Origin of the sequence: Nocardia sp. CC213A, assembly GCF_030766805.1 — a bacterium.
Classification (GTDB): Bacteria; Actinomycetota; Actinomycetes; order Mycobacteriales; family Mycobacteriaceae; genus Nocardia; species Nocardia otitidiscaviarum.
Window position 1 is genome coordinate 360,814 of record NZ_JASFXA010000002.1, and the last position, 17,930, is coordinate 378,743.

At 66.8% G+C, this 17,930-nt stretch carries 16 protein-coding genes, 1 other RNA gene and 2 pseudogenes; 14 read left to right on the top strand and 5 right to left on the bottom strand.

Features of this window, described 5'->3' with window-relative positions:
* Nucleotides 1-226: 226 nt before the first annotated feature.
* Together QJS31_RS04780 and QJS31_RS04785 are read right to left on the bottom strand one after the other, a co-directional pair.
* Entirely contained in the window at nt 227-1,459 is a 1,233-nt protein-coding gene (locus QJS31_RS04780) for an acyl-CoA dehydrogenase family protein (RefSeq protein WP_195120665.1), read from the bottom strand.
* A gap of 27 nt (nt 1,460-1,486) precedes the next feature.
* Nucleotides 1,487-2,875 (bottom strand): acyl-CoA dehydrogenase family protein, encoded by a 1,389-nt coding sequence (locus QJS31_RS04785; RefSeq protein ID WP_372341493.1) that lies wholly within the window; start codon nt 2,873-2,875, stop codon nt 1,487-1,489.
* A gap of 219 nt (nt 2,876-3,094) precedes the next feature.
* Here QJS31_RS04785 and QJS31_RS04790 point away from each other — a divergent pair, with 219 nt between their 5' ends.
* Together QJS31_RS04790 and QJS31_RS04795 are read left to right on the top strand one after the other, a co-directional pair.
* On the top strand, nt 3,095-3,361 hold the full coding sequence (locus QJS31_RS04790; protein WP_306356017.1) for a hypothetical protein: 267 nt from the start codon (nt 3,095-3,097) through the stop codon (nt 3,359-3,361).
* Nucleotides 3,362-3,442: 81 nt separating this feature from the next.
* Entirely contained in the window at nt 3,443-4,870 is a 1,428-nt protein-coding gene (locus tag QJS31_RS04795) for a glycosyltransferase family 39 protein (RefSeq protein ID WP_282784438.1), read from the top strand.
* Nucleotides 4,871-5,205: 335 nt separating this feature from the next.
* Here the strand turns inward: QJS31_RS04795 and hisN are convergent, their stop codons facing one another.
* Nucleotides 5,206-5,991 (bottom strand): histidinol-phosphatase, encoded by a 786-nt coding sequence (gene hisN / locus QJS31_RS04800; RefSeq protein WP_306356018.1) that lies wholly within the window; start codon nt 5,989-5,991, stop codon nt 5,206-5,208.
* Nucleotides 5,992-6,182: 191 nt separating this feature from the next.
* A complete protein-coding gene (locus QJS31_RS04805) occupies nt 6,183-6,776 on the bottom strand; it encodes an NADPH-dependent FMN reductase (protein ID WP_282784435.1) in 594 nt (197 codons plus the stop codon).
* 229 nt (nt 6,777-7,005) lie between these two features.
* Between QJS31_RS04805 and QJS31_RS04810 the strand changes: the two genes are divergently transcribed.
* The 10 genes and pseudogenes from QJS31_RS04810 (at nt 7,006) to ssrA (ending at nt 15,994) form a co-directional block, all read left to right on the top strand.
* The gene (locus tag QJS31_RS04810; protein ID WP_306356019.1) at nt 7,006-7,857 is read left to right on the top strand and encodes a helix-turn-helix domain-containing protein; all 852 of its coding nucleotides are present in this window, start codon (nt 7,006-7,008) and stop codon (nt 7,855-7,857) included.
* A 463-nt stretch (nt 7,858-8,320) separates the two neighbouring features.
* Entirely contained in the window at nt 8,321-9,439 is a 1,119-nt protein-coding gene (gene prfB / locus QJS31_RS04815) for a peptide chain release factor 2 (protein WP_029931833.1), read from the top strand.
* Nucleotides 9,440-9,526: 87 nt separating this feature from the next.
* Complete coding sequence (locus QJS31_RS04820) at nt 9,527-10,384, top strand: mechanosensitive ion channel family protein (protein WP_029931834.1); 858 nt, start codon at nt 9,527-9,529, stop codon at nt 10,382-10,384.
* On the top strand, nt 10,371-10,568 hold the full coding sequence (locus QJS31_RS04825) for a hypothetical protein (RefSeq protein ID WP_143979798.1): 198 nt from the start codon (nt 10,371-10,373) through the stop codon (nt 10,566-10,568). Before QJS31_RS04820 ends, QJS31_RS04825 begins: the two co-directional genes overlap by 14 nt.
* 57 nt (nt 10,569-10,625) lie before the next feature.
* Entirely contained in the window at nt 10,626-11,315 is a 690-nt protein-coding gene (gene ftsE / locus QJS31_RS04830) for a cell division ATP-binding protein FtsE (RefSeq protein WP_029931836.1), read from the top strand.
* Nucleotides 11,315-12,220: a permease-like cell division protein FtsX gene (gene ftsX / locus QJS31_RS04835; protein ID WP_282780812.1), complete on the top strand. Its 906-nt coding sequence runs from the start codon at nt 11,315-11,317 to the stop codon at nt 12,218-12,220. The genes ftsE and ftsX overlap by 1 nt, the downstream gene beginning before the upstream one ends.
* A gap of 186 nt (nt 12,221-12,406) precedes the next feature.
* Nucleotides 12,407-14,242: pseudogene (recQ, locus tag QJS31_RS04840) on the top strand (DNA helicase RecQ); the annotation flags it as partial.
* A gap of 487 nt (nt 14,243-14,729) precedes the next feature.
* Nucleotides 14,730-14,963, top strand: a complete 234-nt coding sequence (locus QJS31_RS04845) for a hypothetical protein (RefSeq protein ID WP_029931839.1) — start codon at nt 14,730-14,732, stop codon at nt 14,961-14,963.
* 51 nt (nt 14,964-15,014) lie between these two features.
* A complete protein-coding gene (smpB, locus tag QJS31_RS04850) occupies nt 15,015-15,488 on the top strand; it encodes an SsrA-binding protein SmpB (RefSeq protein WP_029931840.1) in 474 nt (157 codons plus the stop codon).
* A 133-nt stretch (nt 15,489-15,621) separates the two neighbouring features.
* Nucleotides 15,622-15,994, top strand: a transfer-messenger RNA (tmRNA) gene (gene ssrA / locus QJS31_RS04855).
* Between the two features lie 174 nt (nt 15,995-16,168).
* Here ssrA and QJS31_RS04860 read toward each other — a convergent pair.
* Nucleotides 16,169-16,669: pseudogene (locus tag QJS31_RS04860) on the bottom strand (tyrosine-type recombinase/integrase); the annotation flags it as partial.
* A 9-nt stretch (nt 16,670-16,678) separates the two neighbouring features.
* Between QJS31_RS04860 and QJS31_RS04865 the strand changes: the two are divergent.
* Complete coding sequence (locus QJS31_RS04865) at nt 16,679-16,927, top strand: HNH endonuclease signature motif containing protein (RefSeq protein ID WP_282777443.1); 249 nt, start codon at nt 16,679-16,681, stop codon at nt 16,925-16,927.
* Nucleotides 16,928-17,371: 444 nt separating this feature from the next.
* Complete coding sequence (locus tag QJS31_RS04870) at nt 17,372-17,815, top strand: nitroreductase/quinone reductase family protein (protein WP_282777441.1); 444 nt, start codon at nt 17,372-17,374, stop codon at nt 17,813-17,815.
* Nucleotides 17,816-17,930 lie beyond the last annotated feature (115 nt).

A 17,930-nucleotide genomic window follows, 5' to 3' on the forward strand; every position in this document is an offset into this window, starting at 1 on the left:
TTGTGCCAGAAGGAGAAACATTGTTCACGCACCCCTTCTCGCAAGCCGATGCGCGTATCTCGTTCCCGGGTGTGCTCACGGCAAATTTCGTTCCGCCCGCCGACCTATTCGGGCATTGGTGACTTCCGGGGCATTCGGGATATGGGTGTGGAATCCCCGATGGATGCCGCGAACAGAAACCGGCGCGAGCTCCGCGGAACTCGCGCCGGTTGCCCTGTCCCAGAACCTACTTCAGTTTGTCGCTGGACAGTCCCAGCACCCGGCGGGCCACGATGAGCTGCTGGATCTGCTGGGTGCCTTCGAAGATGTCGAGGATCTTCGAGTCGCGGCCCCACTTCTCGAGCAGGGTGCGCTGGCTGTAGCCGAGGGGGCCTGCGAGTTCGACGGCCTTGAGGGTGACGTCGGTGCCCATGCGGCCGGCCTTGGCCTTGGACATGGAGGCCTCGAGGGAGTTCGGCTTCTTGTTGTCGGCCATCCAGGCCGCGCGTAGGGAGAGCAGGTAGGCCGCTTCCCAATCGGCTTCCAGGCGGAGGTATTCCGCGGCGGCGGCGTGCTGGTTGTTCGGCGGGGTGTCGTAGGAGATCTCGACGCCCGCGTCGGTGAGGATCTTGCGCAGTTCCTCGAGAGCGGCGCGGCCCACGCCGACGGCCATACCGGCCACCAGCGGGCGGGTGTTGTCGAACGTCTGCATGACGCCCGCGAAACCCTTCTCCACATTGACTTCCGGCGAACCGAGGATGTTGTCCTTCGGAATCCGGCAGTCCTCGAAGCGGATTTCGGCGGTGTCGGACGCCTTGATGCCGAGCTTGTGCTCGAGGCGGGACACGGTGAGGCCCTTGGCATCCCGGGGCACCACGAAGGACTTGATGGCGGCGCGACCCTTGGACTTGTCCACGGTCGCCCACACCACGATGTGGGTGGCACGCGAACCGGCGGTCACGAAGATCTTGGTGCCGTTGAGCACCCACTCGTCACCGTCGAGCACCGCGGTGGTGGACACCGCGGCCGAGTCGGAACCGAAGGACGGCTCGGTGATCGCCATGGCGGCCCACACCTTGCCGAAGCGCTGCAACTGCTCATCGGTGGCGACCGCGGCGATGGCCGCATTGCCCAGGCCCTGGTAGGGGATGGAGAGCATGAGGCCGACATCGCCCCACGAGGTCTCCAGGGCGTTCATGAGCGCGGACATATTGCCGCCGTTGCTGTTGCCCAGCAGTTCGGTGGCGTGCCCGTCGCCCTCGCCCTCCTGGGCCTTGCGGCCGCCGGTGGCGCCGGAGACGTCCTGTGCGCCGGAGTCGGACAGGCCCTCCACCATGGCGGCCATGGTGTCCAGCTCGACCGGGTACTCGTGCTCGGCGAGGTCGTACTTGCGCGAGGTGGGGCGGAAGATCTCCGCGGCCACCTGATGGGCCTGGTTGGCGCTGGCCCGCAGCTTCTTGGGGAGTTCGAGATTGATCATTGGTGGTCTCCGTGTGAGAAGTCGGGGCTAGACGAGGACGACGCCTTCGGCGACGCCGATGCCGCGCAGATCGCGGTACCAGCGCTCGACCGGGTGCTCCTTGGTGAAGCCGTGGCCGCCGAGCAGCTGCACGCCGTCCAGGCCGATCTGCATGCCCTTGTCGGAGGCCAGTTTCTTGGCCAGCGCCGCCTCGCGGGCGAACGACAGCCCCTGCTCGGCGCGCGACGCGCCGCGCAGCGTCACCAGGCGCATACCGTCCAGCTCGATCGCCATATTGGCGACCATGAACGCCACCGCCTGCCGGTGCGCGATCGGCTCACCGAACGCCTCGCGCTCCTTCACATACGGGATCACGTAATCCAGCACGGCCTGGCCGGTGCCGACCGCCAGCGACGACCAGCCCAGCCGGGCCAGCCGCACCGCGTCCGCGTAATCCTCGGCGCGCTGCACGGCGTCGGCATCGCCCAGGACGGCGTTGGCAGGGACCGCGACATTGTTCAGCAGCAGGCGACCCAGGCCCGCGGCGCGCAGACCCATGGCCGGATCCGCCTCGATCACCACACCGTCGGTGTCGGATTCGACGATGAAGAAGGCGGGGCGGCCGTCGAGTTCGGCGGCGACGATGAACAGCTCGGCGTCACCGGCGGCCGGGACCAGGCTCTTCACACCGTTGAGGCGGTAGCCGCTGGGGGAGCGGGTCGCCTTGGTACGCAGCGCGAAGGGGTCGAACAGCGGCTGCGGCTCACTGATCACGACCGATGCCTGCGGCACGTTCTCGCCGGTGAAAGCGCCGAGGTAGGTGCGCTGCTGGGCGTCGGTACCCCACTGCGACAGCGCCACCGCCACGCCGCTGGGGGCCAGGATGGGCAGCGCGAGTCCCATATCGCCGTGCGCGAGCGCCTCGGCTACCAGCGCGTTGGTGACCGCGCCGCGCTCGGAGGCCGCGCCGTCCAGCTCCTCGGGAACATTGATCAGGGTGATGCCGAGTTCCGCGGCCCGCTCGAGCAGGTCACGCGGGGCCTTGGCGGCGTTGTCGGCGTCGTAGGCGGCCGGGCGCAGGATCTCCTCGGCGAACTCCTTCACCGTCTCGACGATCATCTGCTGTTCGTCGGTCGGGGTCAGGTCGAAGTAGTCCTTGCCCCGGGACTCGTTGGCGGGCAGCCGCTTCGGAGCGCCGCCGCCGGACACCTTCTCGAACGCCCGGGTGGCCGCGCCGAGGGTGCGGAAGCCGGTCTTGGTGCCTTCGTAGGTGAGCCGCTCGATCGGCTTGCGCAGCTTGTACTTCTCGGCGAGTTCCGATCCCGTGATCGTCGTCATGACCCGCATGGCCGCGCCCATCCAGTCGCGCTTGACCGGGTTGAGTCCGACAGCGGAGGTGTCCCGCTTCGTTGCGGTGTCTCGAGTACTCATAATCACCAAATTTCTCGGGTGTGTGGGGTGATCCTGCCCAGCAATCTTACTCCTGAGTAAGACTATCTTACTTCAGAGTAAGAAAGCCGTCGAGAGTTGTCGAATCGCCTGGTCGGTGGCGGAGTGTCGAGATCGCGGCAACTAGTGAAACAAATTCGCTTCAGAAAGAGGCGGGCTGGGCTACCGTGGGGGCGCATCATCCGCCCCCGCAAGGAGGTCGCACCCATGAAGAGACTCGTGGCCACGGCCGGTGCCGTCGCCGCCCTGACCCTCGCCGTCGTACCCGCCGCATCCGCCACCATCCCGCTGGAGCCGTACCAGCCGACCCGGCCCCCGGCCACGGCGGGCCCCATCGGCACCGAATTCGGCAGCAGCGGCAGCGCCAGCGAGGTGGGCTCCAACTCCGCGCTGCCCACGCCCGGTGGCGGCGACACCGACGTGGACGTCGGCATCGACACCAACTCCGCCGGATTCGACCTGATTCCGGACTGACCCGCGCGTACCGGCGACGGCACCCGCAGCTGGCGCGCCGGTACCCGCGCCGTATCGGACCCGGTGTGGGACGGTAACCATATGTACTGGGTAGCGGGGGTATTCGCGGCCGTCCTCGGGGTGTTCGCCGATCGGTACGGCTATCACCGGGACGAGATGTACTTCCTCGCGGCGGGGCGGCGGCTGGACTGGGGATACGCCGACCAACCGCCGCTGACACCGCTGATCGCCCGCGGCGTCTCGGCCGTCGACGCGGATTCGCTGGTGCTGCTTCGGCTTCCGGCCATCGCGGCGGCCACCGTTGTGGTGATCTGTGCCGGACTCGCGGCACGCGAACTCGGTGGCGGGAAGGCCGCGCAAACCGTGGCATCGGCCTCGGTGGCGGCCGCGGCGCTGGTCATGGCGGCCGGGCATCTGTTCGGCACGACGATCATCGACCTCGCGGTGTGGTCGGGCGTGGTTGTCCTCCTCTTGCGATTGCTGCGGTCGGAAGCCGACCCGCGGCTGTGGCTCGCGGTGGGGGCACTCGCGGGGGTCGGCCTGCTGAACAAGGCGCTCATCGCGGTTCCACTGGTCGTCACGGCGGTGTGCTTCGCCGCGATCGGGCCGCGAAAGATATTCGCCACCAGGTACTTTCCCCTCGCCGTCCTGATCGCCGTCCTGCTCGTATCGCCCTACCTGCTCTGGCAGGCGCGGCACGGGTGGCCGCAATGGGAAGTCAGCAGGTCACTGGCGGGCGGATCATCGGGCACCTCGGATACGCCGCTCACCTTCGTACTCCTGCAACTCGGATTGATCGGCCCGCTGCTGGTGCCGCTGTGGGCATTCGGACTGTGGTGGCTGTGGCGGTCGCCCTATCGCGCTTTCGTGCTCACCTACGGTGCGCTCTTCGCGCTCTACGCGATCGTCGGTGGGAAGGCGTACTACCTGGGTGGCATGTATCCGCTGCTGCTCGCCGCCGGAGCGGTGGGCCTCGAGCGGTGGTACACGGCGCGTCGGGTGCGCGCGGTCGGCATCGGTGCCGTGGTGGGGGTCGGCGCGGTGGGCTCGGCGCTGCTGTTCCTTCCGGTGCTGCCGGTGTCCGCGATACCGGAATCTCCGGTGCCGGAGGTGAATTACGACGCGGGGGAGACCATCGGCTGGCCGGAGTTCGTGCGGCAGATCGCCGAGATCCGATCCGAGGTCGCACCCGACGCCGAACTGCTCACGTCCAACTACGGGGAGGCCGCCGCCCTCGAACGTTTCGGAGCCGCGTACGGCCTGCCGACGCCGCACAGCGGGCACAACGCCTACTGGTGGTGGGGTCCGCCCGCCGACGGCCGATGGGTGTTCACGGTGGGTATTCAGCGAGTGGAGGTCGAAAGACTGTGTCACGAACCGGAATCGATGGGTCGGATCGACAACGGATTCGGTGTCGACAACGACGAACAGGGTGCCGAGCTGTTCCTGTGTCGCGATCCGCGCAGGTTGTGGGGCGATATATGGTCTATGATGCGTCATCTCGGATGATGTTCCAACGCAACATGATTGCGCTGGAAGAACTTCAAACCTCCTTGTATTCAAAGTGATTCGCTGCGTTGCGAGATCTGTATAACAAGGAGTTCTATTCGGTTATTTCGATCTCATAGCGTCAACTGTCAAGGGTCACTACGTTTTTCACCGAGGCGAAAGGAGGAAGTCATGTTGTCAGGACTCGTCTCTGTAGTCGTTGGTCTGCTCGGTGGTCTCGTCGGGGTGCTGATCGGCCCCATGGATGGTGGCGGCACCGGATCCGCCTAGCGCCCTCCGGACAGCAGAACGCCCCCGCGACGGAGCGGGGGCGTTCTTGTCGTTCCGGTGCGAACTCAGCTGGCCAGCGCGGCCAGCACCACGTCGTGCAGCAGCCCGTTGGTGGCCACCGCGCTGCCGCCGTGCGGGCCGGGCGTGCCGTCCAAGGCGGTGAAGCGCCCGCCCGCCTCCCGGACGAGAATGTCCAGCGCGGCCATATCCCACAGGGACAATTCGGGTTCGGTGGCGATATCCACCGCACCCTCCGCCAACAGTGCGTAGCCGAAGAAGTCACCGTAGCCGCGCACCCGCCACACCTCGTCGGTGAGCGTGATGAGCTGATCCCGGCGGCCGATATCGCGCCAGCCCGACAGACTGGAGATCGCCAGACTGGCCGCACCCAGCTGCGGCACCGCCGATACCGAGATCGCCCTCGGCTCCCCGGACTCGAAGCTGCTCCACGCCCCCGCACCCAGCGCCGCCCACCAGCGCCGCGCCAGCGCCGGAGCGCTCACCACGCCCACCACCGGCACGCCGTCCTCCAGTAGTGCGATGAGCGTCGCCCACACCGGCACCCCGCGCACGAAGTTCTTGGTCCCGTCGATCGGATCGACCACCCACTGCCGTCCGGCGAACTCGGCCTCCCCACCGAACTCCTCACCCAGCACCGCGTCCCCCGGCCGCTCCGTCGCCAATATCGCCCGGATCTCCCGCTCCACCGCGAGATCCGCATCCGACACCGGCGTCAGATCCGGCTTCGAGTCGATCTTCAAATCGAGCGCACCGAACCGATCACGGGTAATCCCATCGGCCGCGTCGGCCAGCCGCAGGGCGAGTTCGAGGTCACTGGAATACGAGGTCACGCCCCAAACCGTAACCTGTCACCCGCTACCGGACATGTCGGCGCCCGGGTTCCCGGAGTGCGCGGTGTCAGGTCACCGAAGACGACATGATGTTTTGCTTCGCATCGGTCTCGATGCCCTGATCACCCGCTGCAAGGTCGACGACTGACGCGGCGTCTCCGAGTACTCGCCGGGCGCGGGCCTGCCTCCGATCACACCCTCACCGGCTCCGGGCGCGCGGCGGCCAGGGCGGCCGACCACCAGTGGAGTTCGTCGAGCATGGCGCTGGCGGCTTCCCCGGGACCGGTGGGGTCGAGCAGGTTTCCCTCGGCATCGAACAGGAGGTAGAAGCGGGGGAAGGAGACGTAGCCGCGGACGGTGTGGGCGTGGAGTTCGTTGAAGACCTGGCGCAGGTGCTCGATGGCCAGGATGCCGCCGCTGTTGCCGCTGTAGCCGACGAAGGCGATGGCCTTGCGGTTCCACTGGGTGAAATGCCAGTCGATGGCGGCCTTGAGGGAGCTCGGGTAGCTGCGGTTGAACTCCGGGGTCACGATGATGAACGCGTCGGCCGCGCCCAGACGTTCGGTCAGGTCGACCATCCCCGCCGGGCGGGGTGGGTTGGGGTCCATGAGCGGGGAGACCGCGGGCAGGGCGTGCGGCAGCTCCATCTCCGCCAGGTCGATCAGATCCACCTCGAAGCCGCCGTGAGCGCGGGCGTACTCGGTGATCCAGTCGGCGACCACCGGGCCGAAGCGGCCCTCGCGAACACTGGCGATGATCACCGCGAGGCGCAGGGTGTCGGACATGGGAACTCCTTCATGAGTGGAGCGGCGCGGATTGCCGCGATCGCGGCAAGGGTCCGCATACGGGTGTTGGTGGCGACCCACGGTCGATGCGTCTCCGCCGTCAGGACCGCGCTGTCTGCTCGGTCGCCGAATTCGACTCTGCCGTCGCGGTGCTGTGGCCGGGAGGCCGCGCCGAGAGTGGTAGTGGCAGGGCCACGCTCCGGGGCACGGACGCTGTTACGTTCGAGCCGTGAGTGATAACGAGATGGGGCTCTTCCTACGTAGTCGGCGCGAGGCGGTCACGCCCGCGGCCGTGGGGTTGCCCGCCGGGCCGCGGCGACGCACGCCCGGCCTGCGCCGCTCGGAACTCGCCACCCTTGCCGGGGTGAGCGTCGAATACCTCACCCGGCTGGAGCAGGGCCGCGACCGGCATCCCTCGGCGGAGGTGCTGTCCGCGCTGGCGGACGCACTGCGGCTGACCTCGAGCGAACGCATTCACCTGTATCAGATGCAGAAGGCCGGGCGTGGCTTCCACTGCCTGGGCGGTGCGCAGCCCAACCGCGAGGTGCGCTCGGCCGTGCTCGCCATCCTGGACCGGCTCGAACCCGCGCCCGCCGCCGTGCTCAACCGGCTCGGTGAGGTGCTGGCCTGCACGGAGAGTTATCGCGGGCTGATGGAGCCATCGGGTCTGCTCGATGCGGGACTGCCCGCCAACTTCACCCGCTACGTGTTCACCGACCCCCGCGCCCGCACCGTCTACCCGGATTGGGCGCACCTGGCCGACGCCACCGTCGCCACCCTGAAGGCCGGTCCCTTCCGCTCCGACGCCCTGGTCGCGTCACTGGCCGACGAACTCGCGGTCACCGTCGGCCCGGAATTCAGCGACCGGGTGCTCTCGATACCCGGTTTCGCCGCCGCCACCGGCATTCACCGCCTGGCCCATCCCGAGGTCGGCGAATTGCGCCTGGCCTGGGAGCGCCTGGACCTCTCCGCCGACGACGACCAGCACATTCTCGTTCACCTCCCCGCCGACGACGCCACGGCCGCCGCCCTCGACCGACTGTTGGGACGCCGTCCCGGCGGTCTGCGCGCCCTCGGCTGAGCAGTCCGGTGAAACGCGGCGGGCACCGGCTGTTCCCCCGATCCGAGCGGATAGCGGGATTCGCGGGCGGGTGCGTGACCCGCGTCGTAGGGTCGCTCGCTCATGGTCACGGTAATCCCTTGGGCGGTAATCTATTCCACTCGTCACCGGTGCGAGCGCGGCGTATCATGTGCACCGTGATCGATCGAAGCGAATTCCAGGAAGCCGGGTCGCGCGCCGTGCGACGAGGCACCACCCAGCCGCGCTCCGAGGTTTGAAGAGAACCGGCCGCGCCGGATCACCCCGCGGCCGACGACTCCCCATCGACACGCCATTCCGCCGCTCGCTCCGGACAGCCCGCTCGAGGGCGGTCGATCCATCGGATTCCCCCGGTCCCGACCGGCGATACGCGTGCACAACCCCGTCGCGGCACCCGAGCCGGGCGCTTAAGTTTCGGAGAGGCGGCCCTGTAGCCTTGAACACCGTGCATCCTGACGTCTCCGCTGATCTTGCCGAACTCGACGCGACCCTGAAGACCGTCGAGTCGGTGCTCGATATCGACGAGTTGGTCCGCCGCATCGACGAGCTGGAGCAGCAGGCCGCCGACCCGGAGCTGTGGAACAACCAGGAACATGCCCAGGCCGTCACCAGCGAGCTCTCGCACGCCCAGGGTGAACTGCGCCGCGTGCGTGACCTGCGGCAGCGGCTCGAGGACCTCCCCGTGCTCTACGAACTCGCCGAGGGCGAGGAGGGTGAGGCCCGCGCCCAGGCCGTCGCCGACGCCGACGCCGAGCGCTCGGCTCTGCACGCCGATGTGGAGGCCATGGAGGTCCGCACCCTGCTGTCGGGCGAGTACGACAAGCGTGAGGCGCTGGTCAACATCCGCTCCGGCGCGGGTGGCGTGGACGCCGCCGACTGGGCCCAGATGCTCATGCGCATGTACGTGCGCTGGGCGGAGCGGCACAAGTACCCGGTGGAGATCTACGACACCTCCTACGCCGAGGAGGCCGGTATCAAGTCGGCCACCTTCGCCGTCAAGACCCCGTACGCCTACGGCACCCTCTCGGTGGAGATGGGTACGCATCGCCTGGTGCGCATCAGCCCGTTCGACAATCAGGGCCGCCGCCAGACCTCCTTCGCCGAGGTCGAGGTGCTGCCCGTGGTCGAGACCACCGACCACATCGAGATTCCGGACAACGAGGTGCGCGTCGACGTGTACCGCTCCTCCGGTCCTGGCGGTCAGAGCGTCAACACCACCGACTCGGCGGTGCGCCTGACCCACATCCCGACCGGCATCGTGGTCACCTGCCAGAACGAGAAGTCGCAGCTACAGAACAAGATCTCGGCCATGCGCGTGCTCCAGGCCAAACTGCTGGAGCGCAAGCGGCAGGAGGAGCGCGCGCAGATGGACGCGCTCAAGACCAACGAGGGCGCGTCGTGGGGCAACCAGATGCGGTCCTACGTGCTGCACCCGTACCAGATGGTGAAGGATCTGCGCACCAACTACGAGGTCAACAACCCGTCGGCGGTGCTGGACGGTGACATCGACTCCTTCATCGAGAGCGGGATTCGCTGGCGCATGCAGCAGAATCAGGATGCCTGAGCACGGGCGGCATCCGATGGCGGATGTCCGGCGACAACCAGTAACCCTTTGCGGCACCATCACTGAGCGCTGACTCGAGGTACAACCATGCAGATGCTGCTCGCCGCGAGTACCGCCTCGGACTTCGGCAACTGGGTCCGGTCGAGCGGACTCGAGATCGTACTGCTGATCGTCGGCGCGATGCTGTTCAGCCGCTTCGTGACCTACGTGCGCGATCGGGTGACCCGCCGGATCGACGCCGGATTCCGCAGCAGCGATTCGCTGGTGCGCTCGGAGGCGGCCAAGCATCGGCATGCGCTCGCCCAGGTGCTCACCTGGGTGGTGCTGTCCCTGGTGTACTTCCTGGTCGGTTTGGAAGTATTGCAGCGCTTGGGCTTTCAGCTCGGCGGGCTGGTCGCCCCGGCGGCGGTGCTCGGTGCGGCGCTCGGTTTCGGCGCGCAGCGCATCGTGCAGGACCTGCTGGCCGGTTTCTTCCTCATCACCGAAAAGCAGTACGGCTACGGTGATGTCGTTCGCATTGCGGTAACGGGCTCATCACAGGACGCTGAAGGTACGGTAGAGGACGTCACTTTGCGTATCACCACGCTGCGCAACGCTGACGGCGAAGTGATCACCGTACCCAATGGTCAGATCGTGAAAGTTATCAATCTGTCGAAGGATTGGGCGCGTGCGGCCATCGACGTGCCCGTACCCGCCAGCGCCGACATCAACCGGGTCAACGAGATCCTGCACGAGGTCGGCAGCCGGGCTTTCGCCGATCGCAAACTCAAATCGCTGCTGCTCGACGAGCCGACCGTCATGGGTGTCGAAGATCTCACCGTCGACCAGATGAACATCAAGATGGTCGCCCGGACACTGCCGGGCAAACAGTTCGAAGTAGGGCGCGAGCTGCGGGTGCGGGTGGCCGCGGCGCTGCGCCGAGAGGGTCTGAGTGAAACTGCGTAAATCACCGGGCTTCACGCTGAAAGCCCGCAAATCCACGGCGATTCTGATGACGGTATGGGTCGCGACATTCGTGCTGTACGTCTTCGTCAAGCCCGAAGCATCGCAGCGCCCGGCGTATACCCCCATCGTCAACTCGGTGCTCAACAATGACGCGAAGGACGGTGGGACACCGCCGCCGCGCTGACCGCGAGGCCGCGCGGCGCGCCGGAGTGGCCGGCGCGTCTGGCTACACTGGCTCCCCGTGATAACCCTGCGGAACGTCACCAAGTCCTACAAGACCTCGACGCGACCCGCGCTGGACAACGTCTCCGTCGATATCGGAAAAGGCGAGTTCGTCTTCGTGATCGGGCCGTCCGGTTCCGGTAAATCGACGTTCATGCGTTTGCTGCTCAAAGACGAGAAGCCGACAGCGGGCGAGGTCTGGGTGGCGGACTTTCGGGTGGACCGGCTGCCCGGGCGCAAAGTGCCCAAACTGCGGCAGCGCATCGGCTGTGTCTTCCAGGACTTCCGGCTGCTGCAACAGAAGACGGTCGAGCAGAATGTCGCCTTCGCCCTGGAGGTGATCGGCAAGAAGGGTTCGTTCATCAATCGCGCGGTGCCCGAGGCGCTGGACATGGTGGGGCTGTCGGGCAAGGCGGACCGGCTGCCCAGCGAACTCTCCGGCGGTGAGCAGCAGCGCGTCGCGCTCGCCCGTGCCTTCGTGAACCGGCCGCTGGTGCTGCTGGCCGACGAACCCACCGGCAACCTCGACCCGGATACCAGTCAGGACATCATGACGCTGCTGGAACGTATCAATCGCACGGGCACCACGGTGGTGATGGCCACCCACGACAACACCATCGTCGACGCCATGCGGCGGCGCGTGGTGGAACTCGATCGCGGCCGACTGGTGCGCGACGACGAGACCGGCGTATACGGGGTGGGCCGGTAATGCGCATCGGATTCCTGTTCGGTGAGGTGTTCACCGGCCTGCGCCGGAATATCACCATGACCATCGCCATGATCCTCACCACCGCGGTGTCGCTGACCATGCTCGGCGGCGGCCTGCTCGCGGTGCGCATGGCGAACAAGATCGAGAACTTCTACATGGACCGCGTCGAGATCCGGCTGTATCTCGACGACACCGTCTCCACCACCGACCCGGACTGCCTGGCCGAACCGTGTAAATCCCTGCAGGCGGACCTGAAGGCGAACGACAAGGTGGCCAGCGTGCAGTTCGTCAACAGCGAGGAGGCGGTGCAGGAGGTCAAGGAGACCACCTTCAAGGATCAGCCGGGGTTGGCCGACGAGGTCACCAAGGAGGGGCTGCCCGCGTCGTTCCGCGTGAAATTGACCGACGCCGAGAACTATCAGGCCATCTATGACGAGTTCGCGACTCGGCCGGGCGTGATGACGGTGCTCAACGACAAGGACATCGTCGACCGACTGGTCAGCTTCTTCGTCGGATTGCGCAATGCCGCATTCGGTTTGGCGCTGCTCCAAGCGTTCGCGGCGCTGCTGCTGATCGCGAATATGGTGCAGGTGGCGGCCCTGGCCCGCAAGACCGAGGTGGGCATCATGCGCCTGGTGGGCGCGACCCGCTGGTATACGCAGTTGCCATTCCTCCTGGAAGCCGTGTTGGCGGCGCTGGTGGGTTCGGCGCTGGCGGTGGCGGGACTGTTCATCGCCAAACCGCTGGTGATCAATCGGGCGCTGGGTGATCTGTTCGACAATCGGGTGCTGCCGGGTATCAGCGGTGACGACATCGCGGCGGTGTCGTTCGTCATCCTGCCGGTGGGCGTCGGTTTCGCCGCGCTGACGGCCTACGCCGCGCTGCGGTACTACGTGCGGGAGTGAGTGTCCGCACATCGCGACGACATCGGCGCACCCCACCCGAATCGGGTGGGGTGCGTTGTCTTTCGGCCGAAACGCGGTGCGAGAACGGAGAATCGGTGCGAAGTCTCGCGGAGACCGGACAACGGGGTTCCGCTGTCGGCGGCGATCCGTAGGATTGCCGGGGTGAGTGCCCCGGAGATCGAGACCATGTCCGCAACTGGTGCCGACGTCGGCAGCAAGGCCGCGCACGAGGTGCTACGTCGGGCATTCGGTTACGACAGCTTCCGGGGGCCGCAGGCGGACATCGTCGACCAGGTGATCTCCGGCGGTGACGCGCTGGTGCTCATGCCCACCGGCGGCGGCAAATCGCTGTGCTATCAGATTCCGGCACTGGTGCGACCCGGGGTGGGTGTGGTGATCTCACCGCTCATCGCGCTCATGCAGGACCAGGTGGACGCGCTCAACGCCCTCGGCGTGCGCGCCGGATTCCTCAACTCCACCCAGTTCCCCGACGAACGGCGCACGGTGGAGGCGCAATTCGTGGCGGGGGAGCTGGACGTGCTCTACCTCGCCCCGGAACGGCTGCGGCTCGACGCCACCGCGCAACTGCTGGACCGCGGCAAGATCTCCGTCTTCGCCATCGACGAGGCGCACTGTGTCTCGCAGTGGGGTCACGACTTCCGGCCGGACTATCTGGCGCTGTCCATGCTGCACGAGCGCTGGCCGGAGGTGCCGCGCATCGCGCTCACCGCCACCGCCACCGAGGCCACCCGCAAGGAGATCGCCCAGCGGTTGGATCTGACCGGGGCCAAACACTTCGTCGCGAGTTTCGACCGGCCCAACATCCAATACCGGATCGAGGCCAAGAATCGGCCCGAACAGCAACTGCTGTCGTTCATCCGCACCGAGCACGCCGGGGACGCGGGCATCGTCTACTGCCTGTCCCGCAATTCGGTGGAGAAGACGGCGGCCTTCCTGACCGCCAACGGCATCGAGGCGGTGCCGTACCACGCGGGGCTCGACAATCGCACCCGGGCGACCAACCAGGCTCGTTTCCTGCGCGAGGACGGTCTGGTCGTCTGCGCCACCATCGCTTTCGGCATGGGCATCGACAAACCCGACGTGCGCTTCGTGGCGCATCTGGATCTGCCGAAGTCCGTGGAGGGCTACTACCAGGAGACCGGTCGTGCCGGACGTGACGGGCTCCCGTCCACGGCATGGATGGTCTACGGCCTCAGTGATGTCGTACAGCAGCGCAAGATGATCGACCTGTCCGACGGCGACGCCGCGCATCGACGACAGCTGCAACTGCATCTCGACGCCATGCTGGCCTTGTGCGAGACGGTGGAGTGCCGCCGCACCCAGTTGCTCAACTACTTCGGCCAGACCGGCGAGAAGTGCGGCAACTGCGATACCTGCCTCACCCCGCCCGAGTCCTGGGACGGCACCGTCGCCGCGCAGAAGGTGCTGTCCACCGTGCTGCGGCTGAAGCGCGAGCGCGGCCAGAGCTTCGGCGCGGGCCATATCGTCGACATCCTCGTCGGCAAGCGCAACCCCAAGGTCGAACAGCACGCCCACCACGAACTCAAGGTCTTCGGCGTGGGCACCGAACTGCGCGATATCGAATGGCGCGGCGTCATCCGCCAACTCCTCGCCCAGGGGCTGCTGGCCGTGCACGGCGATTACGGCGTGCTCACCCTCACCGAGGCCAGCAATCAGGTGCTGTTCGAGAAACGCGAGGTGAAGCTGCGTCGCGAACCCGAACGCGCCAAGGCGGCCCGAACTCCCAAGTCCGGCAAGGCGTCCCGGCTGGCCGCCGCGGACATGTCCCCGGCCGACAACGAGCTGTTCGAGAAGCTGCGGGCCTGGCGGGCGGGCGTCGCCAAGGAACAGGGCGTCCCCGCCTACGTGGTGTTCCACGACGCTACCCTCCGCGAGATCGCCTCCCGCAAACCCGCCTCGCTGGCCGATCTCGGCGGCATCTCGGGTATCGGCGAGGGCAAGCGCGCCAAGTACGGCGAGGGCGTGCTCGAGGTGGTCGCCGGAGCCGGTGCCCCTGACCTTGCCGAAGCTGGTGCGCCGGCAAAGGCTGCGACCGGTATGGCCGTGGACAGGGCAGGGGAATCCGCCCTCACCGGAACGCGGGAGTCCGTATCCGGCTCCGTGGATCGCACGGCTGCGGCGGTTCAGCGGGGTACGTCCGCCGCGCCGAGCGGCCATGCCGGGCAGGCGCGGTCCACCGCGGCACGGCCCGATTCCCGGTCGCGTGGCGCGCAGTCCCGGCCATCCTCCCGCCTTCCGGGGGGCGGCTCGCCGCAGGGCGTCTCCCGTACCGGCCGGGCGGCGGCGTCGGCATTCGACGCACCCGACGACATTCCGCTTCCCGAGCCCCCGCCGGAGTACGACGAGGTGCCGCCGCCCGACTGGGACTGACGGCGCGCTACAGCGCCACTTCCCGGCAATCCTGCGGTCCGGTATCGACCGCGCGAATGGAGGTATAAAACGCCCTGGGTGGGGATACCTTTCGGACATGGATTCCGGTAACGGCGCTGGTGACGAACTCGAAACCGAGCGGCCACCAGAGGCCGAGGCGGCGGATGCGGGCGTCATCCCACCGCCACGAGTACACGAGATCGTGGACACCGGCTGGCTGGGGCCACGCCGTGCACCGCGCCGCGGCCGCCCCCGGCTGACCACGATCGTCCTGTCCGCCATGTGGATCGGGACCCTGCTGCTCTACCTGTGGCTGCAACGCGGCGGTTAGCACGGCCCGACCAGGGAATAATCCCGTTGCCCGACCACTTAGAGTGGTGCTGTGAAAGAAAAGGGTCGCAAGGTCATCGCCACCAACCGCAAGGCGCGGCACAACTACACGATCCTGGAGACCTTCGAGGCCGGGGTCGCGCTGGTCGGCACCGAGGTGAAGAGCCTGCGGGAGGGCAAGGCATCGCTGGTCGACGCCTACGCCACCATCGACGACGGCGAGGTCTGGCTGCGCGGTCTGCACGTCCCCGAGTACGGCCACGGCACCTGGACCAATCACGCCCCGCGACGCACCCGCAAACTACTCCTGCACCGCCGCGAGATCGACAAGCTGACCGGCAAGACCAAGGAGACCAGCCTCACCCTGGTCCCGCTGTCCATGTACTTCAGCGACGGCAAGGTGAAGGTCGAACTGGCCCTGGCCAAGGGCAAGCAGGACTACGACAAGCGCCAGGACCTGGCCCGCCGCACCGCCGAGCGCGAGGTCACCCGCGAGATCGGCCGCCGCATCAAGGGCATGCGCTGACCACCGCTCACCTGCGCGGTTCGTGTCAGCCACGCCACAGCGGGATAATGGAATGATCCGCCGGTCGCGGAGTGTTAAAGTTACAAGCCCGGTCGCGAGACCGGGAGTTCATCTGGATCGATGAACACAGCTCGGGGCTGAACGGTTTCGACTGCGTACGTTGATTCAGGGGAAGCGTGTCGGTGCAGGCAGGAGACCACCGTATAAGCGTCGCTGTAACCCTATAAGCGCCGATTCTCATCAGCGCGACTACGCTCTCGCTGCCTAAGCAGTAGAGCGTGTCTGTCAGCCCGGGTTCGCCCTCGACCCGGTCCCTGGCATCAGCTAGAGGGCTCTACCGTCCGCCGCGGCCGCGGCGTCGGACGGGACATCGAACAGCGGCTGGGATCGTCATCTCGGCTTGTTCGCGTGACCGAGAGATCCGAGCAGAGGCACAGCGAACTGCACACGGAGAAGCCCTGAAGATGCGGCGGAGGACCCGGGTTCGATTCCCGGCAGCTCCACCAGAGGCCCTTCACTTGCTGCGCAGGTGAAGGGCCTTTTTTATGCGCTGACGGCCCTAAGCGTGGGCGCGTGGGCGCATTTTGGGCACACCGCTCGGCGGCAGCTCGAAAACCTGTGCCCATCCGCCCGGCCACCTCATCGAGGTCGTCCTCGAACGGGGGCCCATAGTTGTCGAGCGTCATCGTCGCCGACTTATGCCCGAGCTGACGTTGGATTGTCTTCACATGCGCGCCGCTGGAGATCATGAGCGACGCTGCGGTGTGGCGTAGCTGGCGTGCAGTCACCCGCGGGAAGATCGCTGGGCCGATCGGCTCGCCGTCGTCGTCACGCGGTACCGATGCCGCAATACACCAACCGACTGCCTTGGTGAACCAATGGGTAGTGGTCGGCGGTCGAATCGGTGTCCCGTCCTCCCGTGACCAAATGAGCTCGGTCGGGCTCTTCTGAGCCGTGACCGCTGGATGCAGGAGCTCGGCGACCTCGGCAGGTATCGCCACGGTCCGCTGTTCCCATGACTTCGGAGTTCCGATCACACTGCGCGAGTTCACTTTCGACGCTGACAGCCCGTCTACGTCACACCACTGGCGCGTGGGCGCTGTGGCCCATGCCCAGCGAGCCGCCCCGCGTGTGCAACCGCTGTCGCAAGCCAGCACCCGCCGGGGCTGCGCTCTGCCCATGCACCCCGCATGGACCGGCCGCAACGCGCCGGCAGCGGTAGCACCCGCAGATGGCGCACACTGCGAGAGGCCAAGCTCGCGACCGACCCGATATGCGAACGGCCCGGCTGCGTCGCCCTGGCCGACGAGGTCTACCACATCGAACCCGTGGGCGCGGGCGGCGAACGCTACGACTGGGCCAACCTGCAATCGCTGTGGCGCCCATGTCATCTGACTAAGAGCCTGGACGAATCCCGCGCGGCCCGCGGCGCTCACTGATTGCGCGGCGTCGCGCACTGTGTTTGGCCGCGCCCTGATTGTTCAGAAGCAACCGCATCACACTAAGTGCTCGCCGATAACGATCGTTGTCGCGCGTGAGTGTGGCAACGAGTGCCGCGACGACGAGAACGATGGACGTCCGGATCTGTTGGACCGCCACACTGACGGCTAGAACAAGCGGGCTTGCAAAGAGCAGCAGGTCTGTGGATGCAGACATAGGCGTTGATCTCCTGGCATCGGAAGAGACAACGCCAGCTGCATGAACCCCACCGATGAATGACGGAGATCAGAGGCCCCGCTAGGGGAGGAATCCTCGCCGCTCACCGAAGGGGGACCAACAGATGACGGTAGACCATCGCAGTGTGACACCGTGGTCACCCGCCCCGCAAGACCCCCGACCCTAGGGGGTCGGCATCGCTGGCCACTGGAGGTCGGACCCACGCCATGCAGGTCACCACCACCACGACAATGCACATGTCCTACGAGGAGAGTCGCCGTGTGCAGCGGGAGGCCGTTGCGGAGTTTCGGGCCAATGGGGGGAAGTTGGGCGGGGTGTACGCGGAGTTCGATGTGTTGTTGCTGACCACCGAGGGGGATGGTGGGGAGCGGCGGACCGTACCGGTGGGATATGCGCGGGATGGGGAGCGGTTGGTGGTGTTCGCGGCGGACAACGGGCGGGAGCGGGGGCCGAATTGGTTTCATGATCTGGTCGCGCGGCCGCGAGTGGAGGTCGAGGTCGGGCATGAGGTGTGGTCGATGGTCGCGTCGGTGGCGGCGGGGGAGGAGCGGAAACGGTTGTGGGATAGGCAGATCGAGCGGTGGGGATTCCTGAAGGAGATGCAGGATGCGGTGGAATGGGAGATTCCCGTTGTGATATTTACGCGCTGATGGTGGAAATATCCGGTTTACGTATTCGGACATCTCGGAAATGTGGCGCTTGGTCGGTATGGTAACTGGCACGAATTCTCATTGCCGCGTGGATAAACGTCCGGTACATATCGAT